18 protein-coding genes, 1 tRNA gene and 1 pseudogene are annotated in these 20,103 nt (G+C 60.3%); 11 read left to right on the forward strand and 9 right to left on the reverse strand.

Annotated features, from left to right (window positions below):
- Positions 1 to 15 precede the first annotated feature (15 nt).
- A complete protein-coding gene (locus N2600_RS02515) occupies positions 16 to 996 on the reverse strand; it encodes a helix-turn-helix transcriptional regulator (protein ID WP_260297878.1) in 981 nt (326 codons plus the stop codon).
- 731 nt (positions 997 to 1,727) lie between these two features.
- Here N2600_RS02515 and N2600_RS02520 point away from each other — a divergent pair.
- Both N2600_RS02520 and N2600_RS02525 read left to right on the forward strand, forming a co-directional pair.
- Positions 1,728 to 2,924, forward strand: coding sequence for a hypothetical protein (locus tag N2600_RS02520; RefSeq protein WP_260297879.1), 1,197 nt, complete (start codon positions 1,728 to 1,730; stop codon positions 2,922 to 2,924).
- 49 nt (positions 2,925 to 2,973) lie between these two features.
- Positions 2,974 to 3,639: a HEPN domain-containing protein gene (locus N2600_RS02525; RefSeq protein ID WP_260297880.1), complete on the forward strand. Its 666-nt coding sequence runs from the start codon at positions 2,974 to 2,976 to the stop codon at positions 3,637 to 3,639.
- Positions 3,640 to 3,898: 259 nt separating this feature from the next.
- On the opposite strand, the gene N2600_RS02530 is transcribed toward N2600_RS02525, so the two are convergent.
- Positions 3,899 to 3,972, reverse strand: a tRNA-Gln gene (locus N2600_RS02530).
- A 242-nt stretch (positions 3,973 to 4,214) separates the two neighbouring features.
- On the opposite strand from N2600_RS02530, the gene N2600_RS02535 reads away from it, so the two are divergent.
- From N2600_RS02535 to N2600_RS02545, 3 genes are all read left to right on the forward strand, one after another.
- Entirely contained in the window at positions 4,215 to 5,780 is a 1,566-nt protein-coding gene (locus N2600_RS02535; protein ID WP_260297881.1) for a Ppx/GppA phosphatase family protein, read from the forward strand.
- A gap of 9 nt (positions 5,781 to 5,789) precedes the next feature.
- Positions 5,790 to 6,509: an RlmE family RNA methyltransferase gene (locus tag N2600_RS02540; RefSeq protein WP_260297882.1), complete on the forward strand. Its 720-nt coding sequence runs from the start codon at positions 5,790 to 5,792 to the stop codon at positions 6,507 to 6,509.
- A 159-nt stretch (positions 6,510 to 6,668) separates the two neighbouring features.
- On the forward strand, positions 6,669 to 7,052 hold the full coding sequence (locus tag N2600_RS02545) for a VOC family protein (RefSeq protein ID WP_170263175.1): 384 nt from the start codon (positions 6,669 to 6,671) through the stop codon (positions 7,050 to 7,052).
- Between the two features lie 7 nt (positions 7,053 to 7,059).
- Here the strand turns inward: N2600_RS02545 and N2600_RS02550 are convergent, their stop codons facing one another.
- Complete coding sequence (locus tag N2600_RS02550; RefSeq protein WP_260297883.1) at positions 7,060 to 8,484, reverse strand: DHA2 family efflux MFS transporter permease subunit; 1,425 nt, start codon at positions 8,482 to 8,484, stop codon at positions 7,060 to 7,062.
- 348 nt (positions 8,485 to 8,832) lie between these two features.
- Here N2600_RS02550 and N2600_RS02555 point away from each other — a divergent pair.
- The 5 genes and pseudogenes from N2600_RS02555 to N2600_RS02575 form a co-directional block, all read left to right on the forward strand.
- A pseudogene (locus N2600_RS02555) lies at positions 8,833 to 8,952 on the forward strand (MBL fold metallo-hydrolase); the annotation flags it as partial.
- A gap of 279 nt (positions 8,953 to 9,231) precedes the next feature.
- Positions 9,232 to 10,716 carry an IMP dehydrogenase gene (gene guaB / locus N2600_RS02560; protein WP_017967142.1) on the forward strand — a complete coding sequence of 495 codons (1,485 nt, stop codon included), beginning with the start codon at positions 9,232 to 9,234 and terminating at the stop codon, positions 10,714 to 10,716.
- A gap of 2 nt (positions 10,717 to 10,718) precedes the next feature.
- Positions 10,719 to 11,273: a hypothetical protein gene (locus N2600_RS02565; RefSeq protein WP_222281641.1), complete on the forward strand. Its 555-nt coding sequence runs from the start codon at positions 10,719 to 10,721 to the stop codon at positions 11,271 to 11,273.
- Positions 11,274 to 11,464: 191 nt separating this feature from the next.
- Positions 11,465 to 11,881 carry an MAPEG family protein gene (locus N2600_RS02570; RefSeq protein WP_026154447.1) on the forward strand — a complete coding sequence of 139 codons (417 nt, stop codon included), beginning with the start codon at positions 11,465 to 11,467 and terminating at the stop codon, positions 11,879 to 11,881.
- 442 nt (positions 11,882 to 12,323) lie between these two features.
- The gene (locus N2600_RS02575; RefSeq protein WP_222281675.1) at positions 12,324 to 12,965 is read left to right on the forward strand and encodes a TetR family transcriptional regulator; all 642 of its coding nucleotides are present in this window, start codon (positions 12,324 to 12,326) and stop codon (positions 12,963 to 12,965) included.
- A 6-nt stretch (positions 12,966 to 12,971) separates the two neighbouring features.
- Here the strand turns inward: N2600_RS02575 and N2600_RS02580 are convergent, their stop codons facing one another.
- The gene (locus tag N2600_RS02580) at positions 12,972 to 13,928 is read right to left on the reverse strand and encodes a LysR substrate-binding domain-containing protein (protein WP_032985245.1); all 957 of its coding nucleotides are present in this window, start codon (positions 13,926 to 13,928) and stop codon (positions 12,972 to 12,974) included.
- A gap of 214 nt (positions 13,929 to 14,142) precedes the next feature.
- Here N2600_RS02580 and N2600_RS02585 point away from each other — a divergent pair, with 214 nt between their 5' ends.
- Positions 14,143 to 14,442, forward strand: a complete 300-nt coding sequence (locus N2600_RS02585; protein ID WP_260297884.1) for a DUF1127 domain-containing protein — start codon at positions 14,143 to 14,145, stop codon at positions 14,440 to 14,442.
- A gap of 111 nt (positions 14,443 to 14,553) precedes the next feature.
- On the opposite strand, the gene N2600_RS02590 is transcribed toward N2600_RS02585, so the two are convergent.
- The 5 genes from N2600_RS02590 to N2600_RS02610 all read right to left on the reverse strand — a co-directional run bounded on the left by N2600_RS02590 (position 14,554) and on the right by N2600_RS02610 (position 20,012).
- On the reverse strand, positions 14,554 to 15,420 hold the full coding sequence (locus N2600_RS02590) for a DUF937 domain-containing protein (protein ID WP_170256212.1): 867 nt from the start codon (positions 15,418 to 15,420) through the stop codon (positions 14,554 to 14,556).
- A gap of 241 nt (positions 15,421 to 15,661) precedes the next feature.
- Positions 15,662 to 17,035: a glutamate--cysteine ligase gene (locus N2600_RS02595; RefSeq protein WP_260297885.1), complete on the reverse strand. Its 1,374-nt coding sequence runs from the start codon at positions 17,033 to 17,035 to the stop codon at positions 15,662 to 15,664.
- Positions 17,036 to 17,182: 147 nt separating this feature from the next.
- Positions 17,183 to 17,920: a 16S rRNA (uracil(1498)-N(3))-methyltransferase gene (locus N2600_RS02600; protein WP_260297886.1), complete on the reverse strand. Its 738-nt coding sequence runs from the start codon at positions 17,918 to 17,920 to the stop codon at positions 17,183 to 17,185.
- 17 nt (positions 17,921 to 17,937) lie between these two features.
- Complete coding sequence (locus N2600_RS02605) at positions 17,938 to 19,437, reverse strand: inorganic phosphate transporter (RefSeq protein ID WP_222281646.1); 1,500 nt, start codon at positions 19,435 to 19,437, stop codon at positions 17,938 to 17,940.
- A 62-nt stretch (positions 19,438 to 19,499) separates the two neighbouring features.
- A complete protein-coding gene (locus tag N2600_RS02610) occupies positions 19,500 to 20,012 on the reverse strand; it encodes an NUDIX hydrolase (RefSeq protein WP_222281647.1) in 513 nt (170 codons plus the stop codon).
- Positions 20,013 to 20,103: the final 91 nt, after the last annotated feature.

A 20,103-nucleotide genomic window follows, 5' to 3' on the forward strand; every position in this document is an offset into this window, starting at 1 on the left:
CAGATTCGGGCATGGTCAGGGAAAGACCTCGACGACCCCACTTCTCACCTCTTCGAATAACTGTCTCAGGCGCTCGGGGGCAAAGACCTCGACATGAGAACCCCATTGCAAGAGGTGCCAGGCCATTTCGACCCATCCCGACGCTGAAAATCGGACCTCGAGTCTGCCGTCGGAGAGTTCGTTGGTGGTCTGCTCAGGATGAAAGCGCCATTCGCGCGCATGGGGTGCGGCTGCCTTCGAAAAGCGCCAGATCGTTTCCTGATATTCGTCCGGGGCGTGATATGAACCGAAACCAAGCATAGCGTGTCGAGCCAGTGAGAAGTCTGGTGGAAGAGCAAACGACTCTGAAAGCACCTGCGGTTCTTCTATCAGGTCAATGCGAAAACGACGAAGATTCCCATCCGCACGCTCGGGATCGCGGGCGACGAGATAGCGTCGCGTGCCCACTAGGATGCCATGGGGCTCGATGGTTCGCCGTCTGCCGCGGTATGTTAAACTGAGGCGAAAAGGACCGCGCAGCGCCTCGGAGATAATTTCAGCAGTTTTACTGTCGAACTTCGCGATAGGTCCGGGACGAGCGAGCAAGCCATGCGCCGCTATAAGTGCTTCTGCATCAGCCTCTGTACGGAGCGCCGTCCGCTCAGGTAGCGCGGCGAGGAGGCGGTCTCGCAAAGATTCAAGTACGAAGGCCGTGTCCTTGTCACCAGAGCTAGCGAGTTGCGCGATTACAAGATCAAGGGCGGCGAGTTCGCGGTCACCCCTGAGGGCGAGCGTTGCCAGCGTAGTACCGCGGATACGCCAGCGATTGCGTCGCTCGTGGTCGGCTGTGACGAGAACCGCGTGGGGAAATGCTGCCTCAAGCGCATCGGTCATCCGCTGCGCGGTGCGATGCGACACTCCAAAGCGATCTCGGACTTGTTCCAAAGTGACGCCTTCATGGCTGGCGCGCGCCATTTCTGCTAACTCCAGCAGAACAAGGGCTTTCTCGAACGACATTAGGCTTCCACGACTGGTGAGTTCAAATCGTTGGCAAAATTAGTCCAAAGCACAGGCGCATCGAAAATCTGAAGCGTGGAGTCTCCAGGGTTGCCGCACAATGGCAGCCCCACGTCGATCAAAATCCGCGTCCCTTGCGCTTCGACCTCGACGCAGTGGTCAGTCTCGTTAACTTCTCTATGTATTTTGGCCCTCAACTCCCCTTGGCATCGCCAAAAAATCAACTCTTGCGAGAAGGTCGACGATTCCATGTGGCTAGTCCAGCGCCTTTTTTGGGATGTGCATAGTTTGGAGCACTGAGGTCGATTAACCGGGACCGTTGAAAGGTGACCGTTTTTGTCATTCTCCCGTGGGCAAATGGGTGGCGGAAGGTCGGCGTAAGCTTACCAGTCCAGCTGAAGCAAATATTCGGTCGCCACTACCCAACTGGTCGTCTCCCACACCACCTGCAATTAGTGGCCAATTTATCAATGTTTCTACGTCACGTTGGATGCACGACTTGGAGAGAAACTCGAGCGAGACCCGGTTGGATCAAGCAGAAGATCCTGCTGCAGGCGGGGCTACTTTGGAAATGAAACGCATCACACGACCGCCGTTTGACGGGATCTGCGGGAAACACGCGAATCACACAGTAATCTGCAGCTATTCCAAAATGAGCGGCACCGCACGCGAAACGCAACTTTAAGCTCAATGTGCCAAAGATTCGTGGTGCATTTCGGTAGGTCCTTGCCATGACACAGCATGCTACGCCGCTGCTCTTGTCCGCCGATGATGCGGCCGAAGAACTTCTTCGAATTCCACTCGCTGACAACGGAATCGGCGTTAATTACGACGAGGCTTTCGTAGAGGAATTATTGTTTCAGCACCCGTCCGCTTTACCAATACGAGAGATTGATGCTGCGTATGCCCGCCCCGTACCGATATGTACCCAGCTATCTACGCGTGTAGGCGCTCTGGACGTTTTGTATGTCACGCCGGAAGGACGCCTAGTAATCGTCGAGGCAAAGCTCTGGCGGAACCCCGAGGCGCGGCGCAAGGTAGTGGCACAGATTATCGATTACGCGGCCGAACTCGCTCGCTGGACATATACCGACCTCGAGCGAGAAGTCGCCAAGCGGCTTGCCGTTTCGTCGAACACATTATTCTCCCTTGTGCGCTCGAGATATCCTGATCTCGATGAAGCCGAATTCGTCGACAATGTGTCCAAGAGCCTGAGGCAGGGACGCTTTCTCCTGCTCATCTGCGGTGACGGAATTCGTGAAGAACTTACAAGCATCGCGGAATTCCTCGATCGGTGCACGAACCTGGACTTGACGTTCGGTCTCGTTGAGCTTGCTATCTTTGGTACGGCAGATCGTCGGCGGCTGGTATTGCCGCGAGTTTTGGCAAAGACGGTGACAATCAGACGACAGGTCTTCCGAATTGAGAACAGCAATTATTCGGTCCTCGAGCAAGCAGAGGCAGAGGAACCGGACCCGCGTTTATCTGCAGATCAAGCAGTTTATGTTCAGTTTTGGACGGATCTTGAAAAGGCAATGGTCCTCGACGACGGAAACCAACCACCCATTACAATCGCGAGAGCGCCAAATACTAGTCTCCGAATGCCGTCGCCGTCCGCGTGGGTTACGCTCGATTTCTTGAAAAACCCCAGGCTGAAGAGAGTGTTCCTAACGTTTAATCGCGGCGAACCAGGCGATTCGTTCTACAATCGCCTTTCGAACGAGCGCAACGGAATCGAGGTTGAGCTCCCTGCGGGCACCACTTGGGAAAGTAAAGACGGTAGGCACAGGGTCGGGATCAGTTCGCAGTATTCCGATCTTTCTGACGAGAAAGAGCGCCAACGCGCCATAGAGTGGTTCTCGTTAACAGCCAATCAGTTCGTTAATGTGTTCAGGCCGCGGCTGGCGCGGTACCTTGCAGAGCTCTGATCGTTGGATTTGCTTGCGAGGTTTGGTTCAATCTTTATTCGGTACGTTCGTGAGCTCTATCCAATACGCAATTCTGAAGTCGAAGCAGCGTGAACTTCGGGTTGCGTTTCCCCCGACAATGGGTCTTCGCGTACATCGCTCGATCAGTTGGATCGGCAGGGCAGAGAAGGAGGTTGACGATACAGATGCCCAATTTGTCTTCTTCTGGATAGCCTTTAATGCAGCCTACGCCGATGAGCGAGCTCTTGCCGGTATCGCTGCAGGGGAGAGGGCTACCTTTGCGGACTTCTTTGCGCGCCTGGTTCATCTCGACAATGAGAAATGCATCTACGGAGCTATCTGGCAGCAGTTCTCAGGTCCAATTCGCCTTCTTCTTGCGAACAAGTACGTTTTCAATCCTTTCTGGCAATTCCACAACGGGGTTGAAGGATATGCGGATTGGGAGAAACGCTTTGCGGCAGCTCAGAAAGTCGTGGCTTCCGCGCTAGCTTCGGGAGACACAGTGAGAATCCTCAGTCTTTTATTCGATCGGTTGTATGTGCTGCGCAATCAAATGGTTCACGGCGGTTCTACATGGAGCGGAAAAGTTAATCGACACCAAGTGCGTGACGGGGCCGCTATTCTTGGATTTCTGCTGCCCGTCTTTATCGACCTTATGATGGATAATCCTCACGAGGATTGGGGGGTGCCTTTCTATCCGGTTGTGGATGAGTGATGGTGAGGATTACTTCACGCGGAATCAAGCCTAGGTCAAAGGCGAATGTGTGTGGGTCGGTGCTCGCGGATTCCAGGGCAAACACCGCCACCGTCTTGCTTCGCGCTTCGACGTTTTCCGCGAGATGGCGATGCGGAACGATCCACCGTGCCGTCCTAGGCCAGAAGTGTTCTGATCCGGAAAAATGATGCGCATAACTGTTCCGGTTGCCTCAGGGTATGATCCCGTAAGTGCTTGAAAAATAATAAAAAAGAGAAATTGGCTGGGGAACCTGGATTCGAACCAAGATTAACGGAGTCAGAGTCCGTCGTTCTACCATTGAACTATTCCCCAGCATAAGCGAACCGGCGGGCGGTCGGCTGGTGTGCGGCGCTTATAACCAAAAGCCGGGGAATTGCAAATAGCTGTTTTGAAAAAAATCGGTACTGCCGCGGAAGGGTGAAACCGTCGCAAATCCCCTGTCCAAAAAAGAATTTGGCGATTTCGGCGGGCGCTGATATTCTTGCGGCAACGCAAAAATCGAATGAGCGCCTGCTGCATATCCCAGGACTTGCGCGGCGCGATGGAAAAAGAACGTGGAAGACCCCGAAGGCGGCGTAAAACCGCAATTTGACGGGGCGTCGGCGGTAGGGCGCAAGGACGGCAAGAAGTCCAGGCGCCGCAAGGGCAAACGTGGCGGGCAATCCCGCAACGCGGCTCATCCCGCTTCGCATGAGCCTTCCGGCGGTGCCGGACAGCCTGCGCGCCCGATGGAAGATGCAGCCGGCAATCCGGCTCGCAAGCGCAAGCGTCGCCGTCGTGGCGGCCATGGTGCTGCGCAGGACGGTTCACCTCAACCTCATGTGTTGGAACAGGCCGGAGCGGCAGATCATGCCGCCCGGTCCGATGGCGATTCGGCGCCGAGCCGTCGCAACCGCCGCAAGCATCGCGGCAAGCGCGGTCTGCAGGGCCGGCCGCTGACATCGGCAAAACCAGCAGGTGCCCCGCAGCAGGAAAGCCGCGCGGAAGAGACGGCGCGCGTCGCCGTCCCGCGCGAAATGCAGAACGGCGCGGCCGCCAGCCGCAAGGGCCGCCAAGACGGCCATATCAATCCCGGTTATCAGGGTGACCGCCAGGGCGGCGAGTATGTGTGGCCGGAGGAGCTCTACGCTGCTCTCGATCTCGGCACCAATAATTGCCGTCTCCTCATTGCCCAGCCGACCCGTCCTGGTCAGTTCCGTGTCGTCGACGCTTTTTCCCGCATCGTACGCCTCGGCGAAGGCCTTGCGGCCAGCGGCCGTCTGTCCGATGAGGCGATGGAGCGGGCGATCGAGGCATTGAGGATCTGCGCCTCCAAGCTCAGGAACCGGGAAATCCGCCGCATGCGGCTGATCGCCACCGAAGCCTGCCGCCAGGCGATCAATGGCGAGGACTTCCTCAGCCGGGTCGTTGCCGAAACCGGCCTTGTGCTCGAAATCATCGATCGCGAGACTGAGGCGCGGCTTGCGGTCTCCGGCTGCTCGTCGCTGGTCGGTCGCGAGACGCGCTCCGTCGTGCTCTTCGATATCGGCGGCGGCTCGTCGGAGATCGCCGTCATCCGCATCGGCGACAATCGCTTCAGCCGCCTTGCCAATCACATCACCCACTGGACCTCGCTGCCGGTCGGCGTCGTGACGCTGTCGGAGCGCCATGGCGGGCACGACGTCACGCCGGAAGCTTTCGAAGGCATGGTGCGCGAAGTCGAAGGCATGCTTGGAAGCTTCGATTGCCCGGAGATCGAGGTCGCCCAGACCGGCGACTTCCACCTGATCGGTACATCGGGCACGGTGACGACGCTTGCCGGCGTCCATCTCGACCTGCCGCGTTATGACCGGCGCAAGGTCGATGGAATCTGGCTGTCCGATGACGAGGTCTCCGCCATGCAGGCAAAGCTTCTCTCCTGGGATTTCGCAAGCCGCGCCGCCAATCCCTGCATCGGGCCGGACCGGGCCGATCTGGTGCTGGCCGGCTGCGCCATTCTCGAGGCGATCCGCCGCCGCTGGCCAAGCCCGCGCATGCGCGTTGCCGATCGCGGCTTGAGGGAAGGCTTGCTCACCGACATGATGGCCGATGACGGCGTGTGGCGGCGCAACCGCAACCGCCGCGGCCAGCGCGCGAGATAAGGAATAGGCATGACCAAGGCACCGATCGCGGGAAACCGCACCGGCCGCAAGCTCGGCCAGCGCGTCAAGAACAAGAAGATGAAGGCCTCCTCCCGCCAATGGCTGGAGCGCCACATCAACGATCCCTATGTGCAGCGCGCCCAGCTTGAAGGTTATCGCGCCCGTGCCGCCTTCAAGCTGCTGGAGATCGACGAGAAACATCATATCCTGCGCGGCGCCAGGCGCATCATCGATCTCGGCGCTGCCCCCGGCAGTTGGTCGCAGATCGCCGCCAAGGTCACCGGCTCGACAGATGATGATATTCGTGTGGCTGCGATCGATTTCCTTGAAATGACCCAGCTGCCGGGCGTCAAGATCCTGCAGCTCGATTTCCTCGATCCGACCGCGCCGGAAAAGCTGTTGGAGGCCGTCGGCGGCACACCCGACCTTGTCATATCAGACATGGCAGCACCCACCACCGGCCACCACCGCACCGACCATCTGCGCACCATGCATCTGTGCGAAGTGGCAGCGCATTTCGCCGTCGAAGTGCTGGGGGAAGGCGGGCACTTCCTCACCAAGACCTTTCAGGGCGGCACCGAGCGCGAGTTGCTCGCCATGCTCAAGCAGAACTTCCGCCAGGTCGTCCATGTCAAGCCGAACTCGTCGCGCGCCGAATCGGTCGAGATGTTCCTGTTGGCCAAGGGGTTCAAGGGGCGCAAGGCCGAAGGCCAAGCAGAGGAAGCTTGATCTTCAGGCAGGTCCTGATGGATGATGGCGATCGACTGCATGACTCCTTAAAACGGTATCGATTTGAGGATAAGATATGCAGCAATGGAAAGCGTTGCCACGTCCTTTGCGCGTCTGAAAGGACACGCGGCGCTGTGAGGATTTGAACCCGCTGATCCCATGCTTCTGTACGTCACGCTCGGAACCAACGATCTATATCGCGCAGGGCATTTTTATGATGCCGTGCTGTCTCCCCTCGGCTATCGCCGCCAGCGCTCTTCCGAAGAGGAAATCGGCTATTCCGCCGAGGGCGATACGCGCTGCCGCTTTTGGGTGGTGACGCCGTTCAATCACCGCCGGGCGACCTCGGGCAATGGCGCCATGGTCGCGCTGGCGGCCGAAACGCGGGCGGATGTCGATGCCTTCCATGCCGCGGCGATTGCGGCAGGCGCCGTGGATGAGGGCGAGCCCGGCCTGCGCTCCTACCATGCCCATTTCTATGCCGCCTATATCCGTGATCTCGACGGCAACAAGCTCTCTGCGGTTTGCGAAAGCCCGGAGTAGCGGTTGCCTATTTCACCGCCTGTTGTTCGGCTTCGACAGTTGCCGCCGTCACCGCCTTCGAGCGGTGGCCGGAAACAAGTGCGCCGGCATTGCGGTCCATTCTGACGAAGGGAATGGTTGCAATGACGGTCAGTCCGGCAATGATGTAGAAGGCAAGGTGGAAATCGGCAACCTGTAGCGCTTCGCCCCTGATATAGATCGAGCTCTCCAGGATCGCGGCGGCGACCGCAACGCCGAGCGCTAGGCTGACCTGCTGCATCACCGAGCTCATCGATGTCGCTTGGCTCGCTTCGGCATCATCGATCTCGGCGAAGGCAAGCGCATTCACCCCGGTGAACATGAAGGAGCGGGAGAAGCCGCCGAGCAGCAGCACGCCGATGATGACGAGGTGCGGCGTCGACGGCGTGAACAGGCCGGTGATGACAGTCACCAGGGTCGTCACCATGGCGGCGCCGAGAAGCGTCGTGCGGAAGCCGGCAGCGGCGAAGACGCGCTTTGCCATGAACTTGGTGGTGATCGCCCCGATCGCTCCGGCAAAGGTGATGAGGCCGGATTGGAATGGCGTCAGCCCGAAGCCGAGCTGCAGCATCAACGGCGTCAGGAAGGGCATGGCACCGACGCAAATGCGAAACAGCGTGCCGCCCAAGGTGGAGGCCCGAAACGTCGGGTTCTTGAACAGGTTGAGGTTGAGGATCGGCGCCGGATGCCGCTTGGCATGGCGCACGTAGAGGAAGCCGCAGATGAGGCCGATTACGGTGGCGGTGACGCCAATGATCGGGGGCAGGGCCGGCAGACTGACCACCGACAGACCGAAGACGACGCCCGCTGCCGATAGCGAGGTCAGCACAAAACCGGTGAAATCGAGCCGCGGCGGCGCAGTCGCTTCCACCTCCGGCAGAAAGATCGTCGCAAGCCAGATGCCGATGATGCCGACCGGTACGTTGATCAGGAAGATCCAGTGCCAGTTGAAATAGGTGGTGATGAAGCCGCCGAGCGGCGGGCCGGTGAGCGGGCCGACAAGCGCGGGGATGGTGAGCAGCGCCATGGCCGAGACCAGATCACTGCGCTTCGTCGTGCGCACCAGCACGAGCCGGCCGACCGGCGTCATCATTGCGCCGCCCATGCCCTGCAGGAAGCGGGCAAAGACGAATTCCACGAGGTTGGACGAGACGGCACAGAAAATCGAGCCGATGACGAAGACGGAGATGGCAAGGCGGAAGATCTTCTTGGCGCCGAACCTGTCGGCTATCCAGCCGCTGACCGGGATGAACACCGCCAGCGCCACCATGTAGGAGGTCAGCGCCAGCTTCAGCGTGATCGGCCCGACATGCAAATCCGCGGCAATCGCCGGCAGCGCCGTCGCAATGACGGTCGAATCCATCTGTTCCATGAAAAGGGCGACGGCAAGGATCAGCGGGACGATGCGATTCATAGGCGGGAGCCTTGATGGGGCAGCGGATTGGAGCTGGAAAGGCCCGTGCTGTTTAGTCCCAGCTGCGAGTTCTGCCAATCCCCAAATCCAGGTCGACGGCACGTTTGCTTCACGTCTGCGTGAGACGGCTTGCGCATCAACGTCGCCCGTCAGATTGACATATGTTTACTTGGCCGGGGCAAGAAATCCGGCCGGAAATGTCATCGAGGCCGGGCTGCGAACACCGCGGGTCATGGGAGAATGGATATATGCCAATTTCGACGCGAATGAAGCGGCGCACCGTCTTCGCCGCAGGCTTTGGCTTGCTGGCGGCGCGGCTGCCTTCAAGAATGCCCGCTATCGAGATGGATCGCGACCGAAAAGATCGCCTTCCTTGGCTACCACATGCCGTTTCCGGCAGTCGGCTTCGTCGAGAGGCAGGATGGAGGCTATCGCTTCGTACCGAAGACTTATCAGTTCGACATCTGATCCGAAGCGGTTCAGGCTTTCACGGAAGCGCTGGCCGCTGTAACATATCGTATTTAAACCATTCCGGACCGAAAAATGCTTAGCACTTTTCCCGGAATGCTCCTCGCGCATGGCACCCATGACGAACCCGGCTGACATGCCGGGCTTTTTGCTATTTCCTTCCTGTCATAGACGTGTTACCAGCCCTCGCCAACTTCCAAGCAACCCAATGCAGACCGACGGGGCGGACGATTCGTTTCCGGACAGGGTCGCATTTTTATTAAATGAAGGAATTTGGCCATGGCACGCATCATTGAAACGGCAACCGGCGCAGACGCGCTTACCTTCGACGACGTGCTGCTGCAGCCGGGACATTCCGAGGTCATGCCCGGCCAGACGAATATCTCCACCCGTATCGCCCGCGATTTCGAACTCAACATCCCGATCATCTCATCCGCCATGGATACCGTCACCGAGAGCCGCCTGGCGATCGCCATGGCCCAGGCCGGCGGGCTCGGCGTCATTCATCGTAACCTGACGCCGATCGAGCAGGCCGAGCAGGTCCGGCAGGTGAAGAAGTTTGAAAGCGGAATGGTCGTCAATCCGGTAACGATCGGCCCCGATGCGACGCTTGCCGATGCGCTCGCGCTCATGAAGTCCTACAGCATCTCCGGCATCCCAGTCGTCGAGAAGTCCGGCCGCCTCGTCGGCATCCTGACCAACCGTGACGTCCGCTTCGCTTCCGATCCGGAACAGAAGATCCACGAATTGATGACCAAGGACAATCTGGTCACCGTCAAGGAAAACGTCGATCAGCAGGAGGCCAAGCGCCTGCTGCATTCGCATCGCATCGAGAAGCTGCTGGTCGTCGATACCGAGGGCCGCTGCGTCGGCCTGATCACCGTCAAGGACATCGAGAAGTCGCAGCTGAACCCGAACGCTTCCAAGGATGCGCAGGGCAGGCTTCGCGCCGCCGCCGCCATCAGCGTCGGCGATGACGGCTTCGAGCGGGCCGAGCGCCTGATCGAAGCCGGCGTCGACCTTCTGGTCGTCGATACCGCCCATGGCCATTCGCAGCGCGTCCTCGATGCCGTCTCCCGCGTCAAGAAGCTTTCCAACTCGGTGCGCATCATGGCGGGCAACGTCGCCACTTATGACGGCACCAGGGCGCTGATCGATGCCGGTGCGGATGCCGTCAAGGTCGGCATCGGTCCGGGCTCGATCTGCACGACGCGCATTGTCGCCGGTGTCGGCGTGCCGCAGCTTGCCGCCATCATGTCGGCGGTGCAGGCGGCGAATGATCAGGACGTGCCCGTCATCGCCGATGGCGGCATCAAGTTCTCCGGCGATCTTGCCAAGGCGATCGCCGCCGGCGCTTCCGCCGTCATGATCGGCTCGCTGCTTGCCGGTACCGATGAGAGCCCGGGCGAGGTCTATCTTTACCAGGGACGCTCCTTCAAGGCCTATCGCGGGATGGGTTCCGTCGGCGCCATGGCCCGTGGCTCCGCTGATCGCTATTTCCAGGCTGAGGTGCGCGACACGCTGAAGCTCGTGCCTGAGGGCATCGAAGGTCAGGTGCCGTACAAGGGGCCGGTCTCGGGCGTCATCCACCAGCTTGCCGGCGGCCTCAAGGCGGCCATGGGCTATGTTGGCGGCAAGGATCTCAAGGAATTCCAGGACCGCGCCACGTTCGTGCGCATCTCCGGTGCCGGTCTTCGCGAAAGCCACGCCCATGACGTGACGATCACCCGCGAGAGCCCGAACTATCCGGGCGCCGGCCTCTGATCATGAAGGCGGGCAGCGGGATTCCTCTCTGGATCGTCGCGCTGCTCGCAGCCCTTTGCCTTGCCGTGCTTGCCTGGACGACCTTCGGCTTCGTCGTTCCCTTCAAGCATGAAACCGGCCAGGCGGTGCTCGACACCTATTTCGCCGGTTACGACGAGTCGGCCGTCTTCCACATGCAGAAGCTGCTCGATGAGAACGAGACAGCGACCAGGCTGCTACGCGCCATGTATTTCGGGCCAGAGCTGATCTTTCCGGCACTGCTGACGGCGCTGCTGTTCTTCGCCTTCCTCAAGCTCGGTCCTGTTGGTTCGTGGTTCGGCCAATCGCTGCATCCGGTCATTGGCAAAGCGGTTTACCTGCTGCCGTTCATCTACGGCATTGCCGACTACGGCGAGAATATCTCGAGCCTCATCGCCTTCGGCAACGGTGCGCCCTCTACTGTTGCAACGCAGCTACTGCCGTGGATGACACGGCTGAAATTCGCAAGCCTCGCCATCTGCTTCATCCTCATCGTCCGGCTTGCCATCGGTCGCTGGCTCTCGCCGCGCCAGGATTGAGGCCGCTTTCAGCCTGAGCGGCGCTGGTGTCCGGTTCTCCTTTCGGCTACTGCATAAGTCCTTAATTCGGCATCGATTTAAGGAGAAAATTATGCAGCAACTCAAAGTATTACAGCGTCCTTTGCGTGCCTGAAAGACGCGCGGCGCTGACATACGCGCAACAAATGCGGAAGCAGAAAGGAAGCGGCCATATGACCGGCTATCAAATCTTCTGGCCACTCCTTGCCCATGTGGCCCTGGTCTATGGTCTGTATGCGCTTCTTGGGCTTCGGCGCGCAAAAATGGTCCGCGCCGGCACCATCGCGAAATCGGATTATCGCGAAAACCGCCGCGAGCCGGCCGAAAGCCTTGCCGTCAAGAACTGTCTCGCCAACCAGTTCGAACTGCCGGTTCTCTTCTACGCCTGCTGCATTCTTCTCTATATCACCGAGGCCGACAATCTCGTTTCCGCCGGCCTCGCCTGGGCCTTCGTCGCCCTGCGCTACGCCCACGCCGCCATCCATGTCACCAGCAACGACCTGCGTTATCGCAGCCCGATCTTCGCCGCCGGTTACCTGGTGCTTGCCGCCATGTGGGTCTGGCTCGGCGCATGGATGGTAATGAGCTGAGGCGGCAGGCGCTACTGCCCCATCATTTGCCCGCCACCTGCTACATAATTCCTTAAATCGGGATCGATCTAAGGATAAGATCTGCAGCAATTCAAAGTGCTGCAGCGCGACGACCGAACATGCCGGCATCGGCGGCAAGATGGCCGCCGCACGTTGGGCCATTCCCAAGATCGCAGACAACACACAGCAGCATGGGGCGCAAGCGGCGCTGCCGGTGAAATTCTGACTCGATATGCGTGCGGCGCCGAGCGTCTGTTTCAGTCGTGCACAGGACGCCGTTGCACTTCGAATTGTACGATAGCGCACCGTTTTCACACGCTTTTCCCAGCCGTTAAAATGCGAGTGTTTCCATTTACCGCGGATGAAGGCCTGCATGTCATATCGGCTCGACGCGGTGGTTTGGCACATGCCTTTCGCCGTGAACAAAAAGAGTGGGAACGACATGGGCGCGGAAAGCATGGAACGCATCGGCTTGCGCAGGAAGCCGAAGCAGGAGCGCAGCATCCAGAGGCTGGACCTCATTCTCGCTGCCGCCGCCAAGATCATCGCCGAAAAGGGCGTCAGCGCCATGCGGATGACGGAACTCGCCATTGCCGCCAAGGTGCCGATCGGTTCGGTTTACCAGTATTTCCCGGAGAAGGCGGCAATCGTCAAAGCCCTGTTCGACCAGCACGCCTCGGCGATCCAGGCGAAGATGGCGGCGATGTTTGCCGACGTCCAGTCACTCGACCAGGCGCTGGACCGCGTCTGCGCCATCATCGACTGGTATTACGATTCCTACCACAACGATCCCGTCTATCTCGGCGTCTGGATGGGAACGGAGACCGATCAGGATCTGTTGCAGCTGAATATCGAACATAGCGGTCGCGTCGCCGGTGTCTTCCATGACGCCGTGCGCCAGCTGGCTCCGGACCTTTGCGACGAAGACATGTATGCGCGCACTTACCTGTTCAGCCACCTGATCGGCGCCGTTATCCGGCTTGCCGCCGTCAGCGAAGAGGCCTTGGCGCGGCGCATGCTCGATGAGTGGAAGCGCGTCATTCGCGCCTCCCTTTTCGCCACCACCGTGCAGCGCGCCGCCTGAGAATTCTTACCAGCTTGGGACCATATTGGCCGCCTTCAGCCGCGGATAAAGCCGCGCCTGGGCGGATTTGACGTCCGCCTCGAGGCTGTCGTCGACGACAGCCGGCGTGATGTTGTCGAGACAGGCGGTGATATGCGCCGTGATCGCGTTCATCAGCGAGAGCGAAACGCCCGGCCGCTTCATGATGCCGATCTGCACCGGCGGCAGCGCCGGAAAGCCGTCCGCCTGGCTCAGCACCTTCATGCCCGTCCGCAGCGCCGATTCCGGCATCACCGAAACCGCCATGCCGGCAAGCACGGCAGCGGCAACGACGGTGCAGGACCAGCTGGTGAACAGGATCTGGTGCTCGCGCCCCACAGCATCGAGCGCCGAGCAGGCGAGCTGGCGCCACTGGCAGTCGCGCCGGCCGACGGCGAGCGGCACCGGCGCGTCGTCGCGGATCGGATGGTTGGCCGAGCCCACCCAGCAGAGCGGCTCGGTTCTCACCACGTCGGACATGCGTTCGCGCGGGTTGTGGGTGACGAGCGCGATGTCGAGCTCGCCCTTATGCATGCGCTCGGCAAGATCCACCGAGGGCTCGCAGACGATATAGAGCTCGACATTTGGATGCGTCTTGGCGAAGCGGCCGATGATTTCGGGCATGTAGCGGTCGGCATAATCGTCCGGCGTGCCGATGCGCAGCATCCCCTCCAGCCTGTTGTCGTCGAAGGCCGCAATCGCCTCATTGTTGAGGCGAATGATGCGCCGGGCATAGTTGAGCAGTTTTTCGCCCTCGACCGTCAGCCGGTTGCCGCGTCCGTCCTTGATGAACAGCTGCTTGCCGATGCGTTCCTCGAGACGGCGCATCTGCATGGAGACGGCCGATTGGGTCTTGTAGACCCGGTCGGCGGCCTTGGTGAAGCTGCCGGAATCGACGATGGCGATGAAAGTCTGCAATTGGTCGAGATCAAGGGGCGCGGACATGTTTTCACCCATAAAGATAGCTGATGATAATCATTAGAAACATTCGTTGGACTGATCAATAGGTCTTTGGCATCTTCGGGATGCAAATCAAGCAAAGTGAAGGACAGACGCCCCGCCTGTCCGAGCCGACTTCAGCCTTGCTCCTTCCCGTATGACCTCGCGGGAGGGGTGGGTTGTTGCGCGCCTAAAAGAATTCGAAAGAAAGGAGAGTCCCATGCGCATGACAGACCGAACAATAGAACTCGACTGCGGCAAGCTCACCCCGACGTTTTCCCAGCGTCTGGCGGCAGGCCTCGCACCGTTGGCCTCCCTCTTTCGCGTGTTCCGCAATCGCATGGAGATCAATGCGCTGCACGATCTGAACGACACGCAGCTGAGGGATATCGGCCTTAGCCGGGCCGACCTGACCTCCGCATTCCTGGCCTCGACCTTCTTCGAGGACCCGTCGGAGCATCTGACGCGCTCGGCGCGCAATCGCTGGCGCCTGTCGCTCTTCCGCTCCCACGAACAGTAGGAGCGTCGCGTTTCCCCGCAGGGTGATAGCCAATAGCCCTGCCGCTTGACCCGGTGATCGGCTTTCCCAAGCCATCTCCGGGTTTTTTTACGTGCTAAAGCCCCGACGGGGTTATTCGCTCGTCTTGGACGGGGGCTTCGGCCGATAGGTCTCGAAGATCGCTTCCAGGTTCCGCTGGTAGTTCTTCTGCACTTCCAGTCCGCTGTCGAACATGGCGTTCAGCATCTCGGTATAGCTGTCGGCATTGACCTTCGCCTCTTCCTTCGGCGCTTCAGGCGTCTTGGTCTTGGTCTTAGTCTGGGCTGCCGGCTGCTGGCCGAGCCCGCCCATCATCTCCTGGAAGGCCTTGGCGAAGGGATTGTCGAGGAAGGGGTTCGGCGTCTGCGTTGGCGCAGGCTTCGGCATCGAAAACATCTGCTGCATCGCCTGCGTAAAGGGATTGTCGAAGACGCTGGGCTCTGGGGCCGGCTTCGGGGCGAAGCCGGTACTCTCCAGCCATTTCTGGATGGTTTCGCCCATCGCCGTGTTGAAGAAGGGATTGACCGGCGACGCCATCTGGCCGGTCGTCTGCTTGAAGAGCCCGCCCATCAGCGTATCGGCCAGCACCGGCAGCATCTGCTTGTAGATATCCTGGCCGATGCCGGTCATTTGTGCGGCCTGGGCGGCGACCGCGCGCGAAACCTCCTTCGAGCCGAAAAGCTGGGCAAGGATGTTGTTGCCGTCGGAAATGCCCTCCGGCGTGAAGGCCCGGTTCATATCCTCGAAATATCGCGCATAGTTGCCGGAGGAGACCGCCTGCATCAGCCCAACGAAATCATAGGGATTGCTGGTGCTGCGCTTCAGCCCGGCGGAAAAGGCCGGCATCAGTGCCGCCATCGCCTTCGTCGCCTGTTCCTGTGCGAGGTTGAACTGCCGGGCGATCGCCTCCATCGCCGCGCCGTTCTGCGCCTGCATCATCATGTCGAAGAGTGGCAGCATGGAAGTCCCTTTCCCCAGGTCGTGACGCATTGTAACGCCACTATAACCGGAAATGGCAATGCGCAAACGGCTTTTTGCCATAAGAACTTAGGGAGGAATTTCGCTAGAGCGTTCGGCTAAGGTTCCAGCGGCAGGTCGCGTGGAGCACCATGCCGCCGGCCTCTACGTCCGTGCTCGGAGACCGTCGACAATAGTGGCTGTCAGAGCGATTCCGGGGAAGCGGAACCGCTTTGTGTCAGGCTCAATACTGATAGTCCTCGAAGACCGGTTCCACGGAGCCGTGCCAGCGGCCGTGATAGAGTGCCAGCAGATCCTCGGCGAGCGTCGCCTTCTTGGCAAGCACTTCTTCGAGCGGCGCCAGGAAGATGCTCTCGTTCTGGCCTTCCCCGTTGAGCCTGCCGCGCGCCTTGAGGCCGGCCCTCGAAATACCGATCACCTCGCGGGCCATGTCGAAGAGCGGGTGTCCGCGAAACTGAGCCGTCAACCCCTCGGCGGGAACGGCATTGCGCAGTGCCTGGACCTCGCCAAAACTCCAATCCTTTGTCAGTTCGTCGGCGGCTTCGAGTGCCGCATCATCATAGAGCAGGCCGACCCAGAAGGCCGGCAGCGCGCAGATGCGCCGCCACGGGCCGCCGTCGGCGCCGCGCATTTCGAGGAAACGCTTCAGCCGCACGTCGGGGAAGAGTGTCGAAAGATGGTTCGTCCAGTCGCCCATGGTCGGCGCCGGATCGGCGACCTCGCCCTTCAATGCGCCGTTCATGAACTGGCGGAAGGTGACATGGGTACAGTCGTGATAGCGGCCGTCGCGGACGATGAAATACATTGGCACATCGAGCGCCCATTCGGCATAGTCGCGGAAGCCGAAATCGTCGCGGAAGGTGAAATCGAGCAGGCCGGAGCGCCGGTTGTCGACATCGCGCCAGATATCGCCGCGCCAGGAGAGCAGCCCGTTCGGCTCGCCCTCGGTGAAGGGCGAGGATGCAAAGAGCGCGGTCGCCAGCGACTGCAACTTCATCGAGACGCGCATTTTCTTGCGCATGTCGGCTTCCGACGAGAAATCGAGGTTCACCTGGATCGTGCAGGTGCGGTACATCATGTCGAGACCCTGGGTGCCGACCTTCGGCATATAGCGGGTCATGATCTCGTAGCGTGACTTCGGCATTTGCGGGGTTTCCACATAGGTCCATTTGGGACTGCCGCCGATGCCAAGGAAGCGGATGCCCATCGGTTCGGCGATTTCGCGCAGCGTCGCCAGATGCTGGTTCGATTCCCGACAGGTCTCATGGATCGTCTCCAGCGGTGCGCCGGAGAGTTCGAACTGGCCGCCGGGCTCGATCGAGATCGCGCCCATGCCGTTCTGCTCGGCAAGCCCGATGATGTTGCCGCCGTCGGTGATCGGCTCCCAGCCACTTTTTCTCTGCAAGCCGGTCAACAGGGCCGAGATGCTGGCATCGCCGAAATAGGGAACCGGGCTGTTGTCGGCGCGGAAGAAAGCGAATTTCTCATGTTCGGTGCCGATCCGAAAGCGCTCCCGCGGCTTGTTGCCCGCGGCGATATAATCGGTCAGATCCTGGACCGAAGAGAGCGGTGTCTGGTCGGTAGTGTCGCGGGCCATGCGGGATACCTGTATTCAAAAAGGCGCCCAGGGGGCCGGGCAATTGGAAGGCTGATTTGGACCCAAGCCACCTATGTTGCAAGTGAAATTCTTTCAACGACGCATCAAAAAAATAGCGCCGGTTTCCATGTCAACCCGTTTTCCAAGTCAGTTCCAGTCGCCGATTGCCGCCTGCACCACCGCCAGGGCCGCGACAGCTGCCGTATCGGCCCGCAGGATGCGCGGTCCGAGCGGAATGGCGGTGACGAAATCGAGGCTTCGAAGCCGTGCCCGTTCTTCCTCCGAAAAGCCGCCTTCCGGCCCGACCAGCAGGGCGAGATGTCTTTCCCGGACCGCCGATAGCACCGGCAGCGGGTTCTGCCCGGCATCGCCCTCGTCGCAATAGATGATGCGGCGCTCGCTCGGCCAGCGGTCGAGCAGGTCGAAAAGCCTCACCGGCTCGGCCACATCGGGAATGCCGAGGATGCCGCATTGCTCCGCCGCTTCGACGACATTGGCGCGCAGCTTGTCGAGATTGGTGATCTTGCCCTGCACGTGTTGGGTCATGACCGGCTGCAGCAGGCCGGCGCCCATTTCGACCGCCTTCTGCACGAGGTAGTCCATGCGGCCGACTTTGAGCGGCGCAAAAAGATAATGCAGGTCGCAAGGCTGCGGCTGCGGCCGCGTCTCTTCGGTTGCCGTCAAAAGGATACGTTTGCGCGTCGGGAAGGAAAGGGCAGCCTTCCACTCGCCGTCGCGGCCGTTGAAGAGCAGGATCTCTGCACCGTCCTCCATCCTCAGGACGTTGGAGAGATAGTTGAACTGATCGGCATTCGCTTCTACGACGGCGCCGCTCGTAAGCGGCGCATCGACGAAAAGCCGTTGCATGCGGAAATTGGCGCGCATTTAAAAAACTCGGGGTTTCAGACGAAGATCGCGAACATAACCCAATAAATCATTGCCGCAAGCGCACCTGAAACCGGCACGGTAACGATCCAGGCGGCGACGATCGTCATGAAATGCGAGCGGCGCACGAGATAGCGCCGGCGCGTCTCATAGATGTTCGGCTCTTCCGGCTCGTCGATATCGAAGCTCTCGGCCTTGCGTCTGATATAGGCGATGCGGGTCTTCGAATGGCGCGTGTACCATTCGCGGAAGAATCCGACGCCGAAGACGGCGCCGACGGCGATATGCGTGGTGCTGACCGGCAGGCCGAGCCAGGAGGCGACGATGACGGTAAAGGCGGTCGACAGCGCGACGCAATAGGCTCGCATCGGATTAAGCTTGGTGATCTCCTCGCCGACGAGGCGAATGAGGCGCGGTCCGAAGAGCAGCAGCCCGACGGAGATGCCGAGGGCGCCGATCAGCATCACCCAGAGCGGCGGATGGCCGACGCCGCCGTTGCCGCCGATACCGACCGATTGGACGATCGCCGAAAGCGGCCCGATCGCGTTCGAAACGTCGTTTGCGCCATGCGCGAAGGATAGCAGCGCCGCGGAGCCGATCAGGGGCAGCCGGAACAGCGTCCGCAATGAGCTGTTGCGGTTTTCGAGATCCTGCGCTTGGGCGAGCACGAGCGGCCGGGCGGCAAGCCAGCTCACCAGCCCGATGCCGATCCCGACGAGGAGGACGGTCAGCGGCTGAAACCTGCCCGGGGGTGACACCTGCAGCACCATATAAGCCATGAAACCGCCGGCCATCACCGCGACCAGGACCGGCACCCAGCGCCGCGCGGCTGCGAGCTTGTCGTCGCGATAGATAATGAAGGTCTTGACGAAATAAAGCAGCCCGGCGGCGATCAGCCCGCCGATCAGCGGCGAGGTAATCCAGCTCGTTGTGATCTCTAGTATCACACGCCAGTTCACCGGCTCCGGCCCGACGGCTGAGATGCCGGCGCCGATCACCGCCCCGACGATCGCATGGGTGGTGGAAACCGGCGCCTTCATCCAGGTTGCAAGATTGACCCAGAGGGCAGCGGCCGTCAGCGCCGCCATCATGATCCAGCCCGTCATCGCCTGCGGCACATGCACCGTATCGACAAGGTTTGCGGAAATCGTCTTGACGACGTCGCCGCCGGCGACCGTGGCGCCAAGCACCTCGAAAATCGCGGCGATGACCAGCGCCTGGCCCATCGTCATGGCGCGCGCGCCGACGGCGGCACCAACATTGTTGGTCACATCATTGGCGCCGATATTCATCGCCATGTAGCCGGCAAGGGCTGCCGCCGCCACCACGAGAACCGCTCCCGGCTGGTCGAACACATAGACACCGGCAAAGAGCATGGCCAGACCGACGAAGATCAATCCGAGACCGGGCGTCACCAGCCGCCGCAAAACATGCTTTGCCGCGTCCTCGACATGGGTGATCTTGTCAAGGTCCTTGTCGAGCGTGCGTTTCGTGAGAACTACGGGACGTGGCGGCATTCTTTTTCCTGAGAATAAAGCTGCTTCTACGCTGCTTTCTTAGCAGCGCAAGATGGCAGGATTCATTCCGCTGGAATTTGCTTCGCCGCCTTGGCCGAAAGCCTGTCGGTCATCCTTTGCTTGAAGGCGAGGAAAAGGTGGCGGAGCTCCGGTTCACGCACGCGCGTTGCAGCCTCATCAAGCGAAACCCATTCAATGCGGCGCTCGCCTTTTTCCTTGAAATTCTTCGCCATCTCGGTGACTTCGAGGGCATAGACCTGCACCTTGCAGATCACCTGCACTCCGTCGCGCAGCACCTTCGGATAGCTATAGGCGCCGAGCGTCTCGGTTTCGACAACGCCGCGGACGCCCGCTTCTTCGAAGGCTTCCTGCATCGCGACCTCATGGGCGCATTTGCCCGTCATCGGCCAGCCCTTGGGAATGACCCAGCGGCCGGTGTCGCGGCTGGTCATCAATAGCACCTCGACCTCGCCGCTCTTCTTCTTTGCCCGATAGCAGAGGGCGCCGTATTGCTGTCGCGGCGGTCGCCGGAACATCAGTTGCACATCGGAAGCCAGTCGGGCCAGAAGAGTCAATGGTCGGGTCACCTTCGCAGTCGTCGTTAGGAATCACTCATATACATATATCACGGAAAGCTTACGCAATCCAAAAGGCCGCAGAACGATT

The organism is Rhizobium sp. WSM1274, assembly GCF_025200775.1.
In the GTDB taxonomy this organism is placed as follows: domain Bacteria; phylum Pseudomonadota; class Alphaproteobacteria; order Rhizobiales; family Rhizobiaceae; genus Rhizobium; species Rhizobium leguminosarum_I.